This is a genomic window from Pseudomonas sp. GW822-FHT02D10 (assembly GCF_058802345.1).
Map to the genome: position 1 here is coordinate 202886 of NZ_JBXAOB010000002.1, position 18448 is coordinate 221333.

Consider the following 18448-nt stretch of genomic DNA (forward strand, 5'->3'; position numbering starts at 1 on the left):
CTAAGAGCAGAGGGGGAGTGTTCACAAGACGCCCCACCGTCCACCTCGCCTCAAGGCTCGGACCGCTACATAGAATGCGCGTGGCCAAAACAGGGGGCAGCAAGGCAATTCAATTACGCATTGAGCAGGCAAAAAGCCGATTCATGTAGTATAACTACAAGCGTGCTACATCCCCGGCACCTGCCAATAACAAAGAGTCGACCCCTTTGAACCTGTTGCAACACATCGCCCAGTCGCGCCACCTGTTACGCAAATCGGAGCTCAAGGTTGCCGATCACGTGCTGCTTGACCCTGCGGCTGTGATGCACAGTTCTATGGCCGATCTTGCCCACAGTGTGGGCATCAGCGAGCCGACCATCGTGCGCTTCTGCCGGGCCATCGGTTGTTCGGGTTTTCAGGACTTGAAGCTGAAACTGGCGCAAAGCCTGGCAGCTGGGGCGAGCTTCGGGCAGTTCGCAATTCACGAAGATGATTCAGTCGCCGACTACAGCCTGAAAATTTTCGATACCACTCTGCACACCCTGATGGAGGTTCGCGAGAAACTCGATCCGGTGGAATTGCAGAAGGCTGTGACGCTTATGTCGCAGGCTCAGCGTGTCGAGTTCTATGGTTTTGGCGCGTCCGGCGCCGTGGCGGCGGATGCCCAGCACAAGTTTTTCCGTTTGCTGCTGACCGCAGCGGCCTATTCCGATCCGCACATGCAGGCGATGTCGGCGGTCACGCTCAAGCCTACGGACGTGGCGATCTGCATTTCCCAGTCCGGCCGCTCCAAGGATCTGTTGATCACCGCCAATCTGGTGCGTGAAAGCGGTGCCTCGCTGATCACCCTGTGCCCGAGCCAGACGCCGTTGGCCGAGCTGTCGACCGTCAACCTGGCGATCGATGTGCATGAAGACACCGAGATCTACACGCCGCTGACCTCGCGCATCGCGCATCTGGTGGTGATCGACGTGTTGGCCATGGGCGTGGCCATGGCGCGAGGGCCGAGCCTGGTCAACCACCTCAAGAGTGTCAAACGCAGCCTTCGCAGCCTGCGCCTGTCGCCCAAGTCGGTGAAAGCGCTGGACGATTGATTCTGACCTGAAGCGGCTGGAAGGCCGTTCCGGCCTTATCGCGAGCAGGCTCGCTCCCACATGGGAACACGGTTAAATGTGGGAGCGAGCCTGCTCGCGATAGCGTCCTCAAATACACCTCGGCAACGTTCATCACTCTGTCATCGACCCGCCGCCAAACCGTCATCCCTCGCGCCTACCTTGAAACTCCCGTACTCGCCTTGGGAGACTCGAAATGGCCCAGCCCTACGAAGAACGCAACAGCGCTGTCAAAACCCGCCGTCAGCAAGAAGACCAGCGCCGCATGGCGTTTCGCCGCGCGATTGAAGATCGTTGCGAGCACCGCCAGCTTCTGGCCGAGATCGGTGAATATCCGGATCTGGAACTCAACTATTGGCAGGCAACACCGGCAGCTTCGCGTCGAAACGCTCAACCAGCGCGCTGATCTGCACCCGTTCACTGCGGATAAACCCCAGGAACGCATGCGCTACCGGTGACAGGCGTTTGGCTTTGGCCTGCACCAGGCACCAGCTGCGAAACAACGGCAGCTCTTCGACCGGCAGCTCTTTGAGTCCGCCGGTCGCCAACTCCAGGTTCAGGGCGTGGCGCGTCAGCAAGGCCAGGCCCAGACCCGCCACCACGCATTCACGCTGGGCTTCGGCCGACGAGACTTCCTGGGTCTGGTTGAAATGCACGCGCTTCTCTTTGAAATATTCTTCGCACGCCAGTCGTGTCCCGGAGCCCGGTTCGCGCAGCAGCAATGTGTAGGGCTCAAGATCCTGCAAGCGCAGGGGGCCCATATGGCACAGCGGATGATCCGGTGGCGCCACGGCGACGATCGGGTTGTTGAGGAACGGCAAAAACTCCAGGCCCATATCCTGCGGCACCATGGACATGATCACCAGATCGTCGCGGTTGTCGGACAGGCGCCGGATCACCTGTCCGCGGTTGACCACCGTCAGTTGCAGGTTCACTTCCGGGTGCTGACGCTTGAAGGCGGCAAACAAGTGCGGTACGAAGTACTTGGCGCTGGATTCCACTGCCAGTTTCAGTTGACCTTGCAACGAGCCCTGCATGTCCGAGAGCTGCATATCGAGATTTTCCAGGCGTCCGAAAATATCCCGACTAGCGCGCTGTAACGCTTCAGCCGCTTCGGTCATGTAGAGTTTTTTGCCGACGTAATCGAACAAAGGCTGACCAATCAGCTCTTCAAGTTGACGAATCTGTAGGCTGACGGCCGGTTGGGTGAGCGACATTTCGTCAGCTGCACGGCTATAGGAACGCAAATCGCAGACTTCATTGAAGATCTGAAGCTGGCGTAATGTCATACGCATCAAAGACTTACGCATTATCTAGAGACTCTGGTCGCAGGCGGGCCTCTCAACTATAAGCCTTTGCTTATGCCTGACCCAATTATTATTGATTTTTGTTAATCCCTTGAGAGGGCTAGTGTGACTACGCGACTGGCTTGAAACATTTAGTCACGCGCCGACCCAGTCCAAGGTCGTGGGTAGCAACCGGCTCAAGGGAACCTCCAAGTGATAAAAAAGATCCTGATTGCCAACCGTGGTGAGATTGCCGTACGAATCGTACGTGCCTGCGCCGAGATGGGCATTCGTTCGGTCGCGATCTATTCCGACGCCGATCGCCATGCGTTGCATGTCAAACGTGCCGATGAAGCCCACAGCATTGGTGCCGAGCCACTGGCCGGTTACCTGAACCCGCGCAAGCTGGTGAATCTTGCGGTGGAAACCGGTTGCGACGCGTTGCACCCAGGTTATGGCTTTCTTTCGGAAAACGCCGAGCTGGCCGATATCTGCGCCGAACGCGGAATCAAATTCATTGGTCCGTCGGCGGAAGTCATTCGCCGCATGGGCGACAAGACCGAAGCCCGCCGCAGCATGATCAAGGCTGGCGTGCCAGTCACGCCCGGTACTGAAGGCAACGTCGCCGATATCGCCGAAGCCCTGACTGAAGGCGATCGCATCGGGTACCCGGTGATGCTCAAGGCCACTTCCGGTGGTGGTGGTCGCGGGATTCGTCGCTGCAACAGCCGCGAAGAACTGGAGCAAGCCTTCCCGCGGGTGATTTCCGAAGCGACCAAGGCCTTTGGTTCGGCGGAAGTCTTCCTGGAAAAATGCATCGTCAATCCCAAGCACATCGAAGCGCAGATCCTTGGCGACAGCTTTGGCAACGTGGTGCACCTGTTCGAGCGTGATTGCTCGATCCAGCGTCGTAACCAGAAGCTGATCGAGATCGCCCCGAGCCCGCAACTGACGCCAGAGCAACGGGCCTACATCGGCGACCTGTCGGTGCGTGCGGCCAAGGCGGTGGGTTACGAGAATGCCGGTACCGTGGAGTTCCTGCTCGCCGAGGGCGAGGTGTACTTCATGGAGATGAACACCCGGGTGCAGGTGGAACACACCATCACCGAAGAAATCACTGGCATCGACATTGTCCGTGAGCAGATCCGCATTGCGTCCGGCTTGCCGCTGTCAGTGAAGCAGGAAGACATCCAGCACCGCGGTTTCGCGCTGCAATTCCGGATCAACGCCGAAGACCCGAAAAACAACTTCCTGCCGAGCTTCGGCAAGATCACCCGTTACTACGCACCCGGCGGCCCCGGCGTACGTACCGACACGGCGATCTATACCGGTTACACCATCCCGCCGTTCTACGATTCCATGTGCCTGAAACTGGTGGTCTGGGCGTTGACCTGGGAAGAGGCGATGGACCGTGGCTTGCGCGCCCTTGATGACATGCGTCTGCAAGGGGTCAAGACCACCGCCGCCTATTACCAGGAAATTCTGCGTAACCCGGAATTCCGTAGCGGTCAGTTCAACACCAGCTTCGTTGAAAGCCATCCTGAGCTGACCAACTACTCGATCAAGCGCAAACCCGAAGAGCTGGCCTTGGCCATCGCCACTGCCATCGCCGCTCACGCAGGCCTGTGAGGAATATTCCAATGACTAACTCTTTACCTACAAAGCGTATCCACGTAACCGACACGATCCTGCGCGACGCCCACCAATCGCTGCTCGCGACCCGCATGCGCACCGAAGACATGCTGCCGATCTGCGACAAGCTCGACAAAGTCGGCTACTGGTCGCTGGAAGTCTGGGGCGGCGCGACCTTCGACGCCTGCGTACGCTTCCTGAAAGAAGACCCGTGGGAGCGTCTGCGCAAACTGCGTGCGGCGATGCCTAACACCCGTCTGCAAATGCTTCTGCGCGGCCAGAACCTGTTGGGCTATCGCCATTACAGCGACGACGTGGTCAAAGCGTTCGTCGCCAAGGCGGCGGTGAATGGGATCGACGTGTTCCGCATCTTCGACGCCATGAACGACGTGCGTAACCTGCGGGTGGCCATCGAAGCGGTGAAAGCTGCCGGCAAACACGCCCAAGGCACCATTGCGTACACCACCAGCCCGGTGCACACCATCGAGGCGTTCGTGGCGCAAGCCAAGCAAATGGAAGCCATGGGTTGCGACTCAGTGGCGATCAAGGACATGGCCGGCCTGCTGACCCCGTACGCTACGGGCGAACTGGTCAAGGCGCTGAAAGCCGAACAATCGCTGCCGGTGTTCATCCACTCTCACGACACCGCCGGCCTGGCCGCGATGTGCCAACTGAAGGGTATCGAAAATGGTGCCGACCATATCGACACCGCGATCTCCAGCTTCGCTTGGGGAACCAGCCACCCAGGCACCGAGTCGATGGTCGCCGCCCTTAAAGGCAGCGAGTTCGATACCGGCCTGAGCCTGGAGCTGCTGCAGGAAATCGGTTTGTACTTCTACGCCGTGCGCAAGAAGTACCACCAGTTCGAAAGCGAGTTCACCGCCGTCGACACCCGGGTGCAGGTCAACCAGGTGCCGGGCGGGATGATTTCCAACCTCGCCAACCAGCTGAAAGAGCAGGGCGCGCTGAACCGCATGAGCGAAGTGTTGGCCGAAATCCCACGGGTCCGCGAAGACCTCGGTTTCCCACCGCTGGTGACCCCGACTTCGCAGATCGTCGGTACTCAGGCGTTCTTCAACGTGTTGGCCGGCGAGCGCTACAAGACCATCACCAACGAAGTGAAGCTCTACCTGCAAGGCGGCTACGGCAAGGCGCCAGGTGTTGTTAACGAGAAGCTGCGTCGTCAGGCGATCGGCAGCGAAGAAGTCATTGACGTCCGTCCGGCGGATTTGATCAAGCCGGAAATGACCAAGCTGCGCGGCGAAATCGGTGCCTTGGCCAAGTCTGAAGAAGACGTGCTGACCTATGCGATGTTCCCGGACATCGGGCGCAAATTCCTCGAAGAGCGCGAAGCCGGCACCCTGATTCCGGAAGTGCTGTTGCCGATTCCGGAAGTGGGTGGTGTGCGGTCAGCCGGTGGCGAAGGTGTACCGACCGAGTTCGTCATCGACGTTCACGGTGAAACCTACCGCGTCGACATCACCGGTGTGGGCGTCAAGGCTGAAGGCAAGCGTCACTTCTACCTGTCCATCGACGGCATGCCGGAAGAAGTGGTGTTCGAGCCGCTCAACGAATTCGTCAGCGGCGGCGGCAGCAAGCGCAAGCAAGCCAGTGCACCGGGCCATGTCAGCACCACCATGCCAGGCAACATCGTCGATGTGCTGGTCAAGGAAGGCGACACCGTGAAAGCCGGCCAGGCTGTACTGATCACCGAAGCGATGAAGATGGAAACCGAAGTGCAATCGGCCATCGCAGGCAAAGTCACCGCCATCCACGTGGCCAAGGGCGACCGGGTCAACCCGGGCGAAATCCTGATCGAGATCGAAGGCTGATTTAACAGCCTCGACTGCAACACTTTTACCTCGGGGGGGCATGTGCTCCCCTTTTTTTTGTCCGCGGTTTAGAAACTCATCCGCCACTGCCCCATCACGCCATTGTCGCGGCTGTTGCTGCCCATCTCGCCGTTGTAGGCAACGCCCAGAGAGTGTTGCTTCGAGACCCTAAGATCCAACCCCACTTCCAGTGTCAGGCTGTTGCGATCCAGTGGAGTGCCTTCGATATCGAATGTCTCACCACCTACCACAAAGGTCTGGCGTACCTGACCCGTGAGATCGCCGTAGGTGTGTTTCCAGCCAGCGCTTGTGTGTGGAGTCAGGCGCATGCCGTTCTCAAGTTGGCTATGGTGCGACAGGCGCAATCCCAAGGTGCTGTTCATGTTGCGCTGGGTTTGTTTGTCGACTTTCAGCGCAGCATCTCCACCTTTTTCCCGGTAGCTGTCGCGTTGATAATGTTCATGCCCGAGGCGTGCGAAAGGCTCGACCTGCAGGGCGCCACTGCTCAGGTTGTAACCGACTTCGGCGAAAACCTGCTGGCTGCTGGCGTCGTAGCTGCCTTTGAGTCTGTCGCTGTAACGACTGAAGGCAATATTGCGTTCAGTCGTACCTTCATGACTGCCGTAAGTGGCGCCGAGCCGTAGCGCCAGCGGACCACTTTGGCGCAGCGCATAGGCACCGAGGTGCCAGCTGTCGAGATCGCCGTCCAGTAGCACCCCGTCCAGGCGTGTTTGTGATTTGCCACCGAGTACGCCGACGCGCCATTCACTGTCGAGTGACCAGTCTGCACCCACCACAACCCCGTGAGTGCGTTGCCGCAGGGCGCTGTCGTCCAGTTTGTCATCGAGGGTTGCGGAGTTGCCCAGCGCCTGGACCCAGACCCTGCCGTTGGTCTCGTGACCAGTTGCCGAGCGATCTTGCGGGCTTGCATCGTTGCTCAGCTCGCGCATGGCCGAAAGCATGCTCGCGCTGACCGGCCGGACACTGCTCAAGGTGGCAGTGGCGAGGTTGGCGTTGCTGACGCCGGCCAATTGCTCAAACGCTATCGCAGCAGTCGCGATGTTGCTGGTGAGCAGGGCATTGATGGCGGCATTGTTCGCAACAGTCTTCGGCGTTGATTTATCGGAGTCGAGACTGTTGGCGACCTGACGGGCATTGTCGGTGGTGGCTGCGCTTTCCAGCGACACATCGCGGGCGTTTGTAGCCACCTCTGCCGGGAGTTCAGACGTCAGCGCAGCGCTCAACCCATCACTTGCCGTGGGTTCTTTTGCGTCATACATCGTGTCGACGAGCAGCGGATCATTAACGGGAACCGGTTGCGTGTTATCGGCTGTGATCGACCCCACTGCTGTGGTGGTGAGGACGTCAGGTGTGGGCTGCCCGGCGGAGTTTTGGGCGTCGGGTTTGGGGTTCGCAGGTTTTCGGGCTTTTGCGGGACGGGGCTTGGTCTCGGTTACTTTGGGCTCTGTTTGCTGAGCATGGGACATTTCGATGCCGCCGAAGGCGAGGGCGATTGCCAGGGCGAGATGATGTGGACGATGAGTGTGCAGAATGGGCATTGAATGCGACCTCTTCCTTGGGGAGGTCGAACTCTAAAAGGGCGGGTACATGCCCCGATGCCGGGTGATTCCGGCTCTATTGCAAGGTACTGGAGCTTCGGTTGTAGCAAAGGACCCGTCCACGAAGCCACATGACTATTGGCCTCCCTTTACTGACGTTTTTTCTTACGACGTTCTCGGATGTATCGATTGGCGAAGGCTCGGAAACTCGTCTTCCACTGCGCTTTCGCTCTTTAGCGTAGGACGGCTCCGAGATGCGGAAACTGGGTTTTGCATCGCTGTTGGCTCGCCTATAGTCCTCGTGTCACCGCACAAACCGTGACTGATCTTAGCCGGTCAAACACCAGTAGCAATTCCTCAAAAACTACCGGAGCTAGATCATGCCCAACTTTTCCCCTCTCCAAAGCAACCTCAGTCTCGACTCCACGCTGTTCATCAACCTCGACGCTGACGCCTGTGATCTTTTCGAAACCGCCATTCACCGTCTCAAGATCGGTCGAAATCTGCTCAACAGCGTGAGCTGCCTGAGCGTAAAGGATGCCGAAGGCTACGATCTGGAGCACTTCGCCAATGCTGCACATTTGTTGATTCAGGACGGTTGTGACGCGTTGGATGCGCTGGGGTGGAAGTTGAAGCGAGAGTCGAAGCCGGCGGGTTCTGAGCCGCAATAAAAAATAAAAATCCCAGGCAAGCCTGGGATTTTTGCGTCAAGAGAAGATCAACCGCGGCACTCCACCAACGTTCTCAACTGACCCGACTCCGTCTGATTTTCCTCGCTCAACCACTTCTCAAACCCCGCCCCAATCGCCGGCCATTCCGAATCCAGAATCGAGTACCACGCGGTGTCGCGGTTCTGGCCCTTGACCACCATATGCTGGCGGAACACGCCTTCGAAGCTGAAGCCCAGACGTTCGGCCGCGTATTTGGAGCGGGCGTTGCCGTTGTTGCACTTCCACTCCAGGCGACGGTAGCCCAGGGCGAACGATTCCTTGGCCAGCAGGTACACCGCTTCGGTGCTTTTCGGTGAGCGCTGCATCGCTGCGCCGAAGGTGACGTGGCCGATCTCGATGCGGCCCTGGGCCGGGACGATCGACATCAGGCTGAGGAGACCCTGCACGTCGCCGCTGGCGCGGTCGATCACGCTGAAGAAATACGGGTCGCTGTTGGCCGCATGGTTGTTCAGCCAATCGTTGAACGCGCTGCGCTCCGGGAACGGGCCGTAAGGCAAGTAGTCCCACAGCTTCGGGTCGGCGCCCGGGCCTTGCAAGGCTTTGAACAAGCCATCGGCGTGACGCGCCGGGTCGAGTTTTTCCAGGCGAATGAAGCGCCCTTCGATCCGTTGAGCCGAGGGCGCCGGAACGCCTTTCCAGTCCGCGAGTGAAGTCGACATGCTGCTCTCCTTGAACCTTAAAGGGTTTTACGAAACTGGATGTAACCAGGGCGTTCGGCGATGCGCTCGTAGAGCTGGATCGCGGTGGCGTTGGTTTCGTGGGTCAACCAATGGACCTTGCAGCAACCGTCCGCCTTGGCGGTGGCGTAGACGAATTCGATCAGCAATCGACCGATACCAGTGCCGCGTTGCTCAGGCGCCACCAACAAGTCTTGCAGGTAGCAGGCGTTTTCGATGCTCCAGTTCGAGCGGTGATAGATGAAATGCACCAGCCCCACGGCCTTGCCATCGGCCCAGGCGAGGGCCGCGTGGGTCGGTTCCTCCGGATCGAGCAAGCGTTGCCAGGTGCTCTGATAAACCGTATCCGGCAACTCGGTGTCGTAGAAGCGCAGGTAGGCTTGCCACAGCGGTTGCCAGGCGGCGTGGTCGTTGGCAGTGACACGGCGAATCTCGATCTGGCTCATGGTCATTCCTTGGGCATCAAGTGGGCGAGGGCCTGGTCGTGCAGGTCGGGGCTTTTGGTCAGCCCTTCACGCACGCCGGCGATGTCTGCGGTACTGCGGTTCTGGCTGAGTTTGCGCTTGCCTTCCAGACGCTGGATCGGCAGGGCGAAGCCAACGATGGCCTTGAGCATGCCATCGATGTAGTGAGGCGGCGCATCGTCGACTTTCCACGGCTTGGCGCGGCCGCGCTCATGGCGATCGGTCAGGGCGCTGACCAGATTGCGCAAGCGATGGGCGTCGCTGAACACTTCGGCGTTGCCATAGGCGTGCACGGCTACGTAATTCCAGGTCGGCACGACTTTGCCGTGGTCGGCTTTGCTGGGGTAGAACGACGGGCTGACGTAAGCATCGGCCCCGGCAAAAATCACCAGCGCCTCGGCCCCGGCCTCCAGATCCTGCCACTGCGGATTGGCTCGGGCGAGGTGGCCGTAGAGCGTGCCATTGGGCCCTTGTTCGGGGCTCAGCAGCAGCGGCAGATGGCTGGCCTGCAAGCCTTGCGCACCGTGAGTGACCAGGATGGCCAGGCGCGTGTCGAGGATCTGCTGGTGCAGGGAAGGGAGGTCGTCGATGGCAAAGGCGCTGGGCGTATACATGGAAATTTTCCTTGGCGAATGCCTGCATCCTAGGCAGGCTATTGGTCTGTTGTAAGAGCCATTACCGACCCATTTAATAGGTCCAAAGTGATGAATAACCTGCCGCTGTCCTTGTCGTTCAACCCCGCCGGTATTGAACTTGATCGCCGCCAGGGCCTGAGCCGCCAGCTCTATCAAGCCTTGCGAATGCGTGTGCTCGATGGCCGTCTGGCCAGTGGCACGCGCTTGCCCGCCAGTCGCGATCTGGCGGCCGCCTTGTCGATTTCCCGCAACAGTGTGGTCCGTGCCTACGACCAACTCTATGCCGAAGGCTTTATCGAAGGCCGGGTTGGCGACGGTACGTATGTGGCGCAATTGCCGCAGACCGCGTTACCCGCGAAAAAATTATCCACAAAAATATCCACAGGGTTATCAACAGGCTTACCCACAGGGTTATCCACAAATTGGCTGGATTTACCTGTGGTTACATCCAGCAAAGTTATCCACAGTGGCGCCTTGGAGAGGGTCGAGAAGCATCATTTGCCCAGGCCTGCGGGTGGTCCGCCGAGGGCTTTCCGGGTGGGTGTGCCGGCTTTTGATCTGTTCCCGTTCGAGGTCTGGGCCAAGCTGAATGCGGCTTTCTGGCGCAAGCCGGATTTGCAGCAACTGTGCTACGGCGCGCCGGAGGGTGATGAGCGTTTGCGCGGGTTGATCGCGGCCTATTTGCGCAGTTCGCGAGGCATGCAGTGCAGCGCTGAGCAAATTGTGATCACCAGTGGCGCGCAACAGGGGATTAGCCTTTGTGCACAGCTGTTGGTGGAGCCCGGCGATGGGGTGGCAGTGGAAAACCCTGGCTATCGCGCCGCCGGGCATGCCTTCGCGGTCGCCGGTGCGCGGTTGCAGGGTGTCTCAGTGGACAGCGACGGCATTAATTGCGCCGAACTCGATCGCCTGAGTGACTGCCGACTGGCCTATGTCACGCCGTCTCATCAGTACCCGACCGGAGTGATCATGAGCCTGGCTCGGCGTCTGGAATTGCTCGCCTGGGCCGAGCGCACCGACGGCTGGATCATCGAGGACGACTACGACGGCGAGTATCGCTACAGCGGCGCGCCTTTGGCGCCCTTGGCGGCGCTGGATCGGCACGGTCGGGTGCTCTACGTTGGCACCTTCGGCAAGGTCGCGTTTCCGGCGTTGCGTCTGGGCTACCTGGTGTTGCCGGTGGGGCTGGTGGAGGCGTTTGCCCAGCGTCGGGCGGTGGACGTGCGGCACTCCGAGGTCAGCACTCAGGTGGTGATGGCCGAGTTTATGGCCGCCGGGCACTTTCAGCGGCATATCCGTCGTATGCGGCGCGCGGCCTTGAGTCGGCGTAACACGTTATTGGCTGGTTGGCCTGTGGATATCCCCGGCGTTGGCAGCCTGCCGAGTGTCGCGGCAGGGCTGCACTTGACCGTGCCGGTCGGCACTCAGGCCCGCGAGCGTGAATTGATCGAAAAAGCCGCCAGCGTCGATGTCGAGATCAATGGCCTGAGCAACTACTGGCTACCGGATTCGAGCACCCCGCTGGATCAACGCGCCGGGCTGGTGCTGGGCTTCGCGGCGGTGCCGGAAGTGGCGATAGAGGCGGCGCTTGCGCGCTTGCGCGATGTCTGGCGTGAACGCTGAAACGGGCGGGTTGTCAGCCTGCCCGCGTGCGTCAGGATTGCGGTTCGAGTTTGAAGAACGGCGCTGAGTCGGTAATGCGCCGCAGTACATAATCGATCGGTGCCAAGGTGCTGAGTTCCTGACGACGTTGCGCACTGAACTGTTCCAGATGTGCGTCGGCGATTTTCAGGTGGGCTGCGGTGAACCTGTCCAGCGGTGCCTCAAGGGTGTCGTAGTGAAAATGCGCCAGCCACAACGGTTGATTGTTGTTTGCGGTGTCGAGAATCCGGTATTCCTGAAAATAGTCCCGGCGTTTTTTGGTCTTGATCCGGCCTTGTTCGTTTCTGACGATCCTGACCTGGTCGTTGTCCAGCAACCACTGCAAATAGGCCTGCCGGGGCGGGCGACCCTTGAGCAGGCTCGCACGGGTGCTAATGCCTTCTGTGCGTAACCGGCCAGCGGCGCTATTGAGTTCAGCGCTCAGGGTTGCCACCGGAGGCGGCGTCCTGCCCGCAGCCCGGATACGAGCCATGGCCTGGTCGACGTCGATCGCGGTCTGTTCCAGACGGCGGGCTTGTTGATCGAACAGGTCCTGCATATCCGCCGGGATCCGATTGGGTCTGCTGGCGTCTTTGCGTGTTCGCTTGATGAAATCGCGCACATCTTCGTTCAGCTCAAGGCCGCTGGAGATGGTGTCGATATCGTCCAGCTCGGGCAGTGGAGCAGGACGCGCCCTGGCGGGAAGGATTTCCTTGAGGTTTTGTTCCTCGGGCCCGGACGCCTCGGAAGAGCTGGGTTGGCGGGGCCGACTTTTGGTGACTTTACCCACAGGCCTGGAGGGGCCGGCAACGGCGGGCTGCGGACCGGCGGGCGTGGCGGGCTCCTGGCTGTCCGGCAACAGTGCACTCAGTTGGTCTTGAGCCAGTTCCTTGAACTCGACGATCAAGCCGCGAACCCGCTCAAGTTCAGCAGGGTGAACCTTGCCGGGGTATTCAGCCGGGAAATCCTGGAGACGCTGATCGGCATCCGTGTAGACATCGATCAGAGTGCTCAAGGTGTCGATGCGTTGCGTTGCCGTATCACTCGGGGCTTTGCTCTTCATCAGGGGCGCCAGCCTGCGGCTGGCATTCGCCGCTTCCACGATGACCCTGCCGACCGCGTCACGTGCCGGTTCATTGTCCTCTGCGGTCTGTTCCTGCATACACAACTCATGGGACATGCCGATCTCGTTGGCTTTCAAGTCCCATTGGGTGAAACGCGGGAGCAGTTTGCGCAGGCGCTGCGTTTTGTCCAGGCCGGAACTTCCGAGTGCGTCGAGACGCTGCAGCGATGACTCAGCAAGTTGTAAGCGGGCAATCATGTCGTTACTCAACTGTATGAGTTGCCTGACGCCGGTGTTGTGTTCTTGCAGCGATGCCGTTGAATCCGGGAGATTGAGCTCGATGAGTGACTGGCTGAGCTGTGCGTAGGCGTTTCGTTTGAGTACGAACCATAGACTAAGGTGTTTTTGCAGCTCGGTGGTCATACGCAGCAAATCGTGGAGATAGGCGGTTCTCCCGCCCAGGCTTCGCCATTGCTGCAGGTTTTGCAGGGCCAGGTCGTAGTCGCCGATGAGCGATTCCACTTGCGTGAGGTAGCGTTCCGACGCCTGATCGTACGCTTGCCCGGAGGCGGCCATCAGTTCGGCTTGAGCATTTTTCAACGCCGTTTGGTTGGCTGCTTCCTGACGTTTGAACGCGTCCAGCGCACTTTCCAGCTGTTTTCTTTGCTGCTCCTTTTCCTGGCGCTGTGCTTTGAGTTTGCTTTTCAGGCTGGTGCCTCCGGCACCGCCACGCAACCGCAATCGCGTGTCCACAAACCACTGGCCTTGCTGGTTGTGAATCAATAGCGGACCGGTTTTCGAGGGCGTGTCCGGGTAGACGATTTGCACGTCATCATTGTCGTTTTCCACGACTTCAAACCAGCGCTCGCCGACCTTTGCATAAGTCCGATTTGCCAGCCGATACAGGGACGCAGATTCTCTTGAAAGGGTCTCCAGTGTCTGTGCGGTCAGGTCAAGGGGCGGCACTTTCAAGCTGTCGAGATACAGACCCAACGCCGTGGAGGAGCGACGTGGCACTGATCCGCCAGCCTCGAGCGAGGAGTAGTGGCTGGGTGGCAGTTCACCGGTCAGGGGAGTGGGTATCAGTGTCACGGCGGGTGTCGCGGGCTTGACCTGTGGGGGGACGCCGGACTCGAGCATCGTGTCGTCGGTGCGTCGTGGTGCCTTGCGAGGACCGGTCTTGCGGCGTGTAGCGGCACGATGGGCCAGGATTATTCCCAGGGCCAGCAGCACATCGCCGACCGATGTCCATTCGACGAGGCTATCGCCACGCTCATGGGCATCCAGCGCTTGCTGGATATCGCTGATGCTTTGCCAGACCCAGACCGCAGCTCCGGCCGGACCGCTGAGAAAGTTCGCGGCGACATTGAAAATGGCCCAGCCGCTATCGCGCAGCAGTGCCCAGCGTCGTTGCGCGTTGGATAGCGATTGCCGGTCGGCGAGTTCGGCCATGGTCCGGGCATGAGTCTTGAACAGGGTCGATAAGATGTCGCCGGTCAGCTCCAGGGACGAGAGCTCGACCGGGCTGCTCCAGTCCACGGGTGTCCAGGGTTCGGAAAGTAGCTGCGTCGCCAGCCATGGCGAGGGCAGGCCGATGGGGAAGGTGTACTGAGCGTATTTGAAACTCAACGCCGTGTTGGGCAGCCAGGCCAGCACCGAGTCTCTCAGCTCGCCCGGCTGATGCAGGGCATACAACAGGTTTTGCGGCGAGGGGAACTGCAGCAACGGGTGTTCGAGCAAAGGACGGTACAGCAGGCAGGGCCCGGCGTTTGGCTGGTGCGGGCCGATGATGAACATGTTGGCAACCGTGTCGCCGATAGCGTCTGCGCCATGCATGAATGTCAGGGGCCGAATGACCACCGGCTGCGGATTGCCCCGCGTAGGGTTGAGCCATTCACGGATATAGCGATAGCCCTGTTCATCGACGCCTCCCCTGTGACGGATCTTGCACTCCAGTGCAATCAGCGGCAGCAGGGCGCGCAATTGGCTGATGTAGAAATGCTCCTGCAAGGCTGCTTGCGCCGGGTCGTCGATCAGCTTGTTTTGGATCAGCTTGGGATACACCTCGCCAATATTGACCTGCGCAGCCATCGTCGTCAGGTAGTCGGGGGTCAGCCAGTCGGGAACCGGTTCTGCGTGTTTGAAGCGAATGGTCGCTTGATACGGTGCGGTGTTTTCCAGGGCGTACTCGCCGAGGGTTTCGGTATGAATGTCGAGCGGATTGGGCAGTGTCAAACCGCCTGATTCGAAGCTGTTGGTGATGGTGATCTCAATGTCGTCCAGTGGCAGCAGCGTGTTTTGATCGGCGGCGATCGCTTCGCGCATACGGTCCTGGGCGAAGGTGGTGATCGCGGGAATCCTGTAGAGGCTGTTGCCACCGTGTTTGTGCAGTTTGCCCAGATCGCTGACGTACCGACTGTAGGCATCCAGGTCGGCTGCCGAAGCGTCGAGCAGCCAGTCGGGTGTCGAGTCAGCAAGCTGAGACTGGGTGGTTTCTTTCTGGGCGCTGGCGCGCACCGGCCCGGTGTGGAGCGGATAGTGTTCGGCACCGGTATCCGCTCCGGCTGAGGGCCTGTTACCGCTGATTGCCGCGATGGTGTCGAGTTCGCCGGCCACCAGGGCCCAGGCCATATGGTCGAAGAAATTGCCCTCGGGTTCGAACAGGCGCCATTGCATATCACGCCCGGCCAGTCGAGTCTCGACGCGGGCAGGTAACGAAGCACCCAACTGTTCCAGCGAGTCGAACGACTCATAACTGTTTTCAAGGGTGTACAGCATCAGCAGGTCACGCTGTTCATAGCGCCCCGTGAGCACTGCGATACCGCCCAGCATGAGGTGCCGGGTAGTGCCCTCGGCATCGACGGTATCGATGTCGATCAGGCAGACCTGGACAGCCGAAAACGCCGGCGCTCTTGCTTGACGCTCCTGCTTGTCAGGGTTCAGGGCCACGGCCCGGGCCACGCGGCACTGGTCGTTGTCCCAGCCTTTGATGTGCTGCACATCGAAGGTTTTGCGCAAGGCATCGGAGAGCTCCTGCCAGCGTGGAGCACGGTGTCCCGTGTCGTTCCAGAAGGCCAGTTGGCGTTCTGCGAAGGCAACGAACAACAGGGGGGCGTAGTCGTTGAGCAGCCCGGCGATCTCCTCGATGCCGATATCCAGGTGGACGACCGGGGTGGCCTGAGGGTGCAAGGTCAGGAAGTGTTCGCCCTCCAGGTAGTTGGCGGTGGTTGAGGTGAAGAACAGACGGACCAGCGCCTGGGTCAGCGATTCGAATTGCGTGGTATTTGCGACGGCCATGCCATCGACGATTTGCCATTGTGGAGTACCGATCATGGCTTGGTCCGGATCGATATCCCGCTCGGGGTAACGCTCCTTCAAGGCCTGGTGCAGAAGCTGCGCGGCCACCGTGTTGACGCTGGGTCCCTGGCTGGTCTGGTGGACCACAAGGCTCTTTTTCAAGAGTGGGGTGAGGTCGGTGTTCTCATGTATTTCGATCATCGTCATTTTCCTTTTTGACGTTTCTGGAAGCGGGGCTTTTGTTGCACGGTAGTGGGGGGCTCGATACCCCTGGCGGTAACTAAATACCGCGGGAAAAAAAGACCCGCGTGAGCGCGGGTCTATGGTGACGGGCTAAACGATAGTGGTTTCAGGTTCCAGACTTGATCTTGGTCCAGGCCCGGGTCCGTGCCCGCTCCGCATCGCGAGGCAGCGGTTGCAGGGTGTAAAGCGTGCTCATCGCCGCTTCGGTCGGGTACAGGTTCGGGTTGTTGCGAATCGCCGGGTCGACCATTTCCGTGGCGTCCTTGTTCGGGTTCGGGTAGCCGACGAAGTCACTGACTGGCGCAATCACCTTCGGTTGGAGCAGGTAGTTGATGAAGGTGTAGGCGTCTTCCGGATCCTTCGCGCCTTTGGGGATCGACAGCATGTCGAACCAGATCGGTGCGCCTTCTTTCGGCAGGCGCATGTCGACGATCACCCCGTTTTTGGCTTCCTTGGCGCGGTTGGCGGCCTGGGAGAAGCTGCCGGAATATCCGACGGCAACGCAGATGTCACCGTTGGCGATGTCGGCCATGTACTTGGAGGAGTGAAAATAGGTGATGTACGGACGAATCTTCATCAGCAGCGCTTCAGCCTTGTCGTAGTCCGCAGGCTTTTTGCTGTTGGGGTCCAGACCCAGGTGTTGCAGGGCCAGCGGCAGAATCTCCGACGGCGAGTCGAGCAGCGCTACGCCACACTGCTTGAGCTTGCTGATGTTCTCTTCCTTGAAGATCAGGTCCCAGCTGTCCACCGGTGCGTTGGCGCCCAGCGCGGCCTTGATCTTGTCCGGGTTGAAGCCGATCAGGATGGTGCCGTACATGTAGGGCACGGCGAACTTGTTGCCCGGATCATTGGCTTCAATCAGCTTCATCAGCTTCGGGTCGAGGTGGTTCCAGTTTGGCAATTTGCTGCGGTCCAGCGGCTGGAAAACCCCGGCTTCGATCTGCTTGGCGAGGAACACGTTGGACGGCACCACCACGTCGTAACCGGAGTTGCCGGTGAGCAGCTTGGCCTCCAGCGCTTCGTTGGTGTCGAAGATGTCGTAGACCAGTTTGGTCTGGGTGTTCTGGGCTTTGAAATCTTCCAGCGCTTTGGGGGTGATGTAGTCGAACCAGTTGTACACCCGCAAGGTGCGCTCTTCAGCGTGTACGGTGCTGCTGAGTACCGTGGCGCACAGCACTGTGGTGAAGAGTGCCGGCGCGATAAAACGCTTGAGTCTGTTCATTGTTCTAATTCCTCATTGGGCGCTTTCAAAACCTTCGAGAACGTTCACGGCATTGATGCCGATTTCTTCTACCGCGTAGCCACCTTCCATCACGAACAGGGTCGGCTTGCCGAGGGCGCCGATGCGCTCGCCCATCGCCAGGTAATCCGGGCTGTCGAGCTTGAACTGGGAGATCGGATCGTCCTTGAAGGTGTCCACGCCCAGGGACACGACCACGATGTCGGCGCCATAGCGTTCGATCTCTTTGCAGGCCTGTTCCAGCGCCGCGCTCCAGGTGTCCCAGCCGGAACCTGCGGGCAGCGGGTAGTTGAAGTTGAAACCTTCGCCGGCGCCTTCGCCGCGTTCATCTTCATAGCCGAGGAAGAACGGAAACTCGGCTTCCGGGTGGCCGTGGATCGAGGTGAACAACACGTCGCTGCGTTCGTAGAAAATCGATTGGGTGCCGTTGCCGTGGTGGTAGTCGACGTCGAGGATCGCGACTTTCTGGTGACCCTGATCGAGGAAGGCCTGGGCAGCGATGGCGGCGTTGTTGAGGTAGCAATAACCGCCCATCAAGTCGCTGGCGGCGTGATGTCCCGGTGGACGGCACAGGGCGAAGGCACTGCGGGCGCCGCGTTGGATCGCCGCTTGGGCGGTCAGCGCGACTTGCGCTGCGCTGTACGCTGCTTGCCAGGTGCCGGCGGTGATCGGTGCGCTGCCGTCGAAGCTGTAGTAGCCGAGCTGGCCATGCAGACTTTTCGGGATGACCGTGCGCAGGGTGCGCGCCGGCCAGGTGTACGGCAGCAAATCACCGTCGCGCTCGAACTCGGTCCAACGCTGCCAGGCACCTTTGAAGAACGTCAGGTAATCGTCGCTGTGAATGCGCTGGATCGGCTCCAGACCAAAATCCTGCGGCGCTTCCACCGGCCCGAGGCTACGGGACTGAACGCGCGCCAGAACGTGGTCGGCCCGCGAGGGCATTTCGAAGCAGGGCATCAGTTGCCCGTCCATCAATTCGCAGCGTCCGTGGTGCAGGTGGTGATCGTCCGAGTAGATCGTCAGCATTTTCTTGTTCTCCGCAGGCTGATTCGGTTGA

General features: G+C 59.8%; 14 protein-coding genes. 6 read left to right on the top strand and 8 right to left on the bottom strand.

Annotation, left to right across the window (positions count from 1 at the left end; translation table 11 throughout):
- Positions 1-206: 206 nt before the first annotated feature.
- Positions 207-1073, top strand: a complete 867-nt coding sequence (gene hexR / locus AC1RPZ_RS04140; protein WP_123427501.1) for a transcriptional regulator HexR — start codon at positions 207-209, stop codon at positions 1071-1073.
- Positions 1074-1287: 214 nt separating this feature from the next.
- Positions 1288-1497 (top strand): PA3496 family putative envelope integrity protein, encoded by a 210-nt coding sequence (locus AC1RPZ_RS04145; protein ID WP_493135157.1) that lies wholly within the window; start codon positions 1288-1290, stop codon positions 1495-1497.
- On the opposite strand, the gene AC1RPZ_RS04150 is transcribed toward AC1RPZ_RS04145, so the two are convergent.
- Positions 1439-2401, bottom strand: coding sequence for a LysR family transcriptional regulator (locus AC1RPZ_RS04150; protein ID WP_493135159.1), 963 nt, complete (start codon positions 2399-2401; stop codon positions 1439-1441). The two genes, AC1RPZ_RS04145 and AC1RPZ_RS04150, sit on opposite strands and share 59 nt — an antisense overlap.
- A 189-nt stretch (positions 2402-2590) precedes the next feature.
- On the opposite strand from AC1RPZ_RS04150, the gene AC1RPZ_RS04155 reads away from it, so the two are divergent.
- Both AC1RPZ_RS04155 and oadA read left to right on the top strand, forming a co-directional pair.
- On the top strand, positions 2591-4006 hold the full coding sequence (locus AC1RPZ_RS04155) for an acetyl-CoA carboxylase biotin carboxylase subunit (RefSeq protein ID WP_262111323.1): 1416 nt from the start codon (positions 2591-2593) through the stop codon (positions 4004-4006).
- A gap of 11 nt (positions 4007-4017) precedes the next feature.
- Positions 4018-5841 carry a sodium-extruding oxaloacetate decarboxylase subunit alpha gene (oadA, locus tag AC1RPZ_RS04160; RefSeq protein ID WP_493135162.1) on the top strand — a complete coding sequence of 608 codons (1824 nt, stop codon included), beginning with the start codon at positions 4018-4020 and terminating at the stop codon, positions 5839-5841.
- Positions 5842-5909: 68 nt separating this feature from the next.
- On the opposite strand, the gene AC1RPZ_RS04165 is transcribed toward oadA, so the two are convergent.
- Entirely contained in the window at positions 5910-7400 is a 1491-nt protein-coding gene (locus AC1RPZ_RS04165; protein WP_493135164.1) for an autotransporter outer membrane beta-barrel domain-containing protein, read from the bottom strand.
- Positions 7401-7780: 380 nt separating this feature from the next.
- On the opposite strand from AC1RPZ_RS04165, the gene AC1RPZ_RS04170 reads away from it, so the two are divergent.
- Positions 7781-8071 carry a hypothetical protein gene (locus AC1RPZ_RS04170; RefSeq protein WP_493135166.1) on the top strand — a complete coding sequence of 97 codons (291 nt, stop codon included), beginning with the start codon at positions 7781-7783 and terminating at the stop codon, positions 8069-8071.
- Positions 8072-8118: 47 nt separating this feature from the next.
- Here AC1RPZ_RS04170 and AC1RPZ_RS04175 read toward each other — a convergent pair whose 3' ends face one another.
- From AC1RPZ_RS04175 to AC1RPZ_RS04185, 3 genes are read right to left on the bottom strand one after another with little or no spacing between them, the layout of a single operon-like run.
- Complete coding sequence (locus AC1RPZ_RS04175) at positions 8119-8790, bottom strand: GNAT family N-acetyltransferase (protein ID WP_493135168.1); 672 nt, start codon at positions 8788-8790, stop codon at positions 8119-8121.
- 17 nt (positions 8791-8807) lie between these two features.
- Entirely contained in the window at positions 8808-9254 is a 447-nt protein-coding gene (locus AC1RPZ_RS04180) for a GNAT family N-acetyltransferase (RefSeq protein WP_493135170.1), read from the bottom strand.
- Positions 9255-9256: 2 nt separating this feature from the next.
- Positions 9257-9886: an FMN-binding negative transcriptional regulator gene (locus tag AC1RPZ_RS04185; protein WP_493135172.1), complete on the bottom strand. Its 630-nt coding sequence runs from the start codon at positions 9884-9886 to the stop codon at positions 9257-9259.
- A 90-nt stretch (positions 9887-9976) separates the two neighbouring features.
- Between AC1RPZ_RS04185 and pdxR the strand changes: the two genes are divergently transcribed.
- Positions 9977-11530 (top strand): MocR-like pyridoxine biosynthesis transcription factor PdxR, encoded by a 1554-nt coding sequence (gene pdxR, locus AC1RPZ_RS04190; RefSeq protein WP_493135174.1) that lies wholly within the window; start codon positions 9977-9979, stop codon positions 11528-11530.
- Between the two features lie 31 nt (positions 11531-11561).
- On the opposite strand, the gene AC1RPZ_RS04195 is transcribed toward pdxR, so the two are convergent.
- The 3 genes from AC1RPZ_RS04195 to AC1RPZ_RS04205 all read right to left on the bottom strand — a co-directional run bounded on the left by AC1RPZ_RS04195 (position 11562) and on the right by AC1RPZ_RS04205 (position 18417).
- The gene (locus AC1RPZ_RS04195; RefSeq protein WP_493135176.1) at positions 11562-16109 is read right to left on the bottom strand and encodes a dermonecrotic toxin domain-containing protein; all 4548 of its coding nucleotides are present in this window, start codon (positions 16107-16109) and stop codon (positions 11562-11564) included.
- 148 nt (positions 16110-16257) lie between these two features.
- Positions 16258-17373: a polyamine ABC transporter substrate-binding protein gene (locus tag AC1RPZ_RS04200; RefSeq protein ID WP_493135178.1), complete on the bottom strand. Its 1116-nt coding sequence runs from the start codon at positions 17371-17373 to the stop codon at positions 16258-16260.
- Positions 17374-17385: 12 nt separating this feature from the next.
- Positions 17386-18417, bottom strand: a complete 1032-nt coding sequence (locus tag AC1RPZ_RS04205) for a histone deacetylase family protein (protein WP_493135180.1) — start codon at positions 18415-18417, stop codon at positions 17386-17388.
- Between the last annotated feature and the right edge of the window lie 31 nt (positions 18418-18448).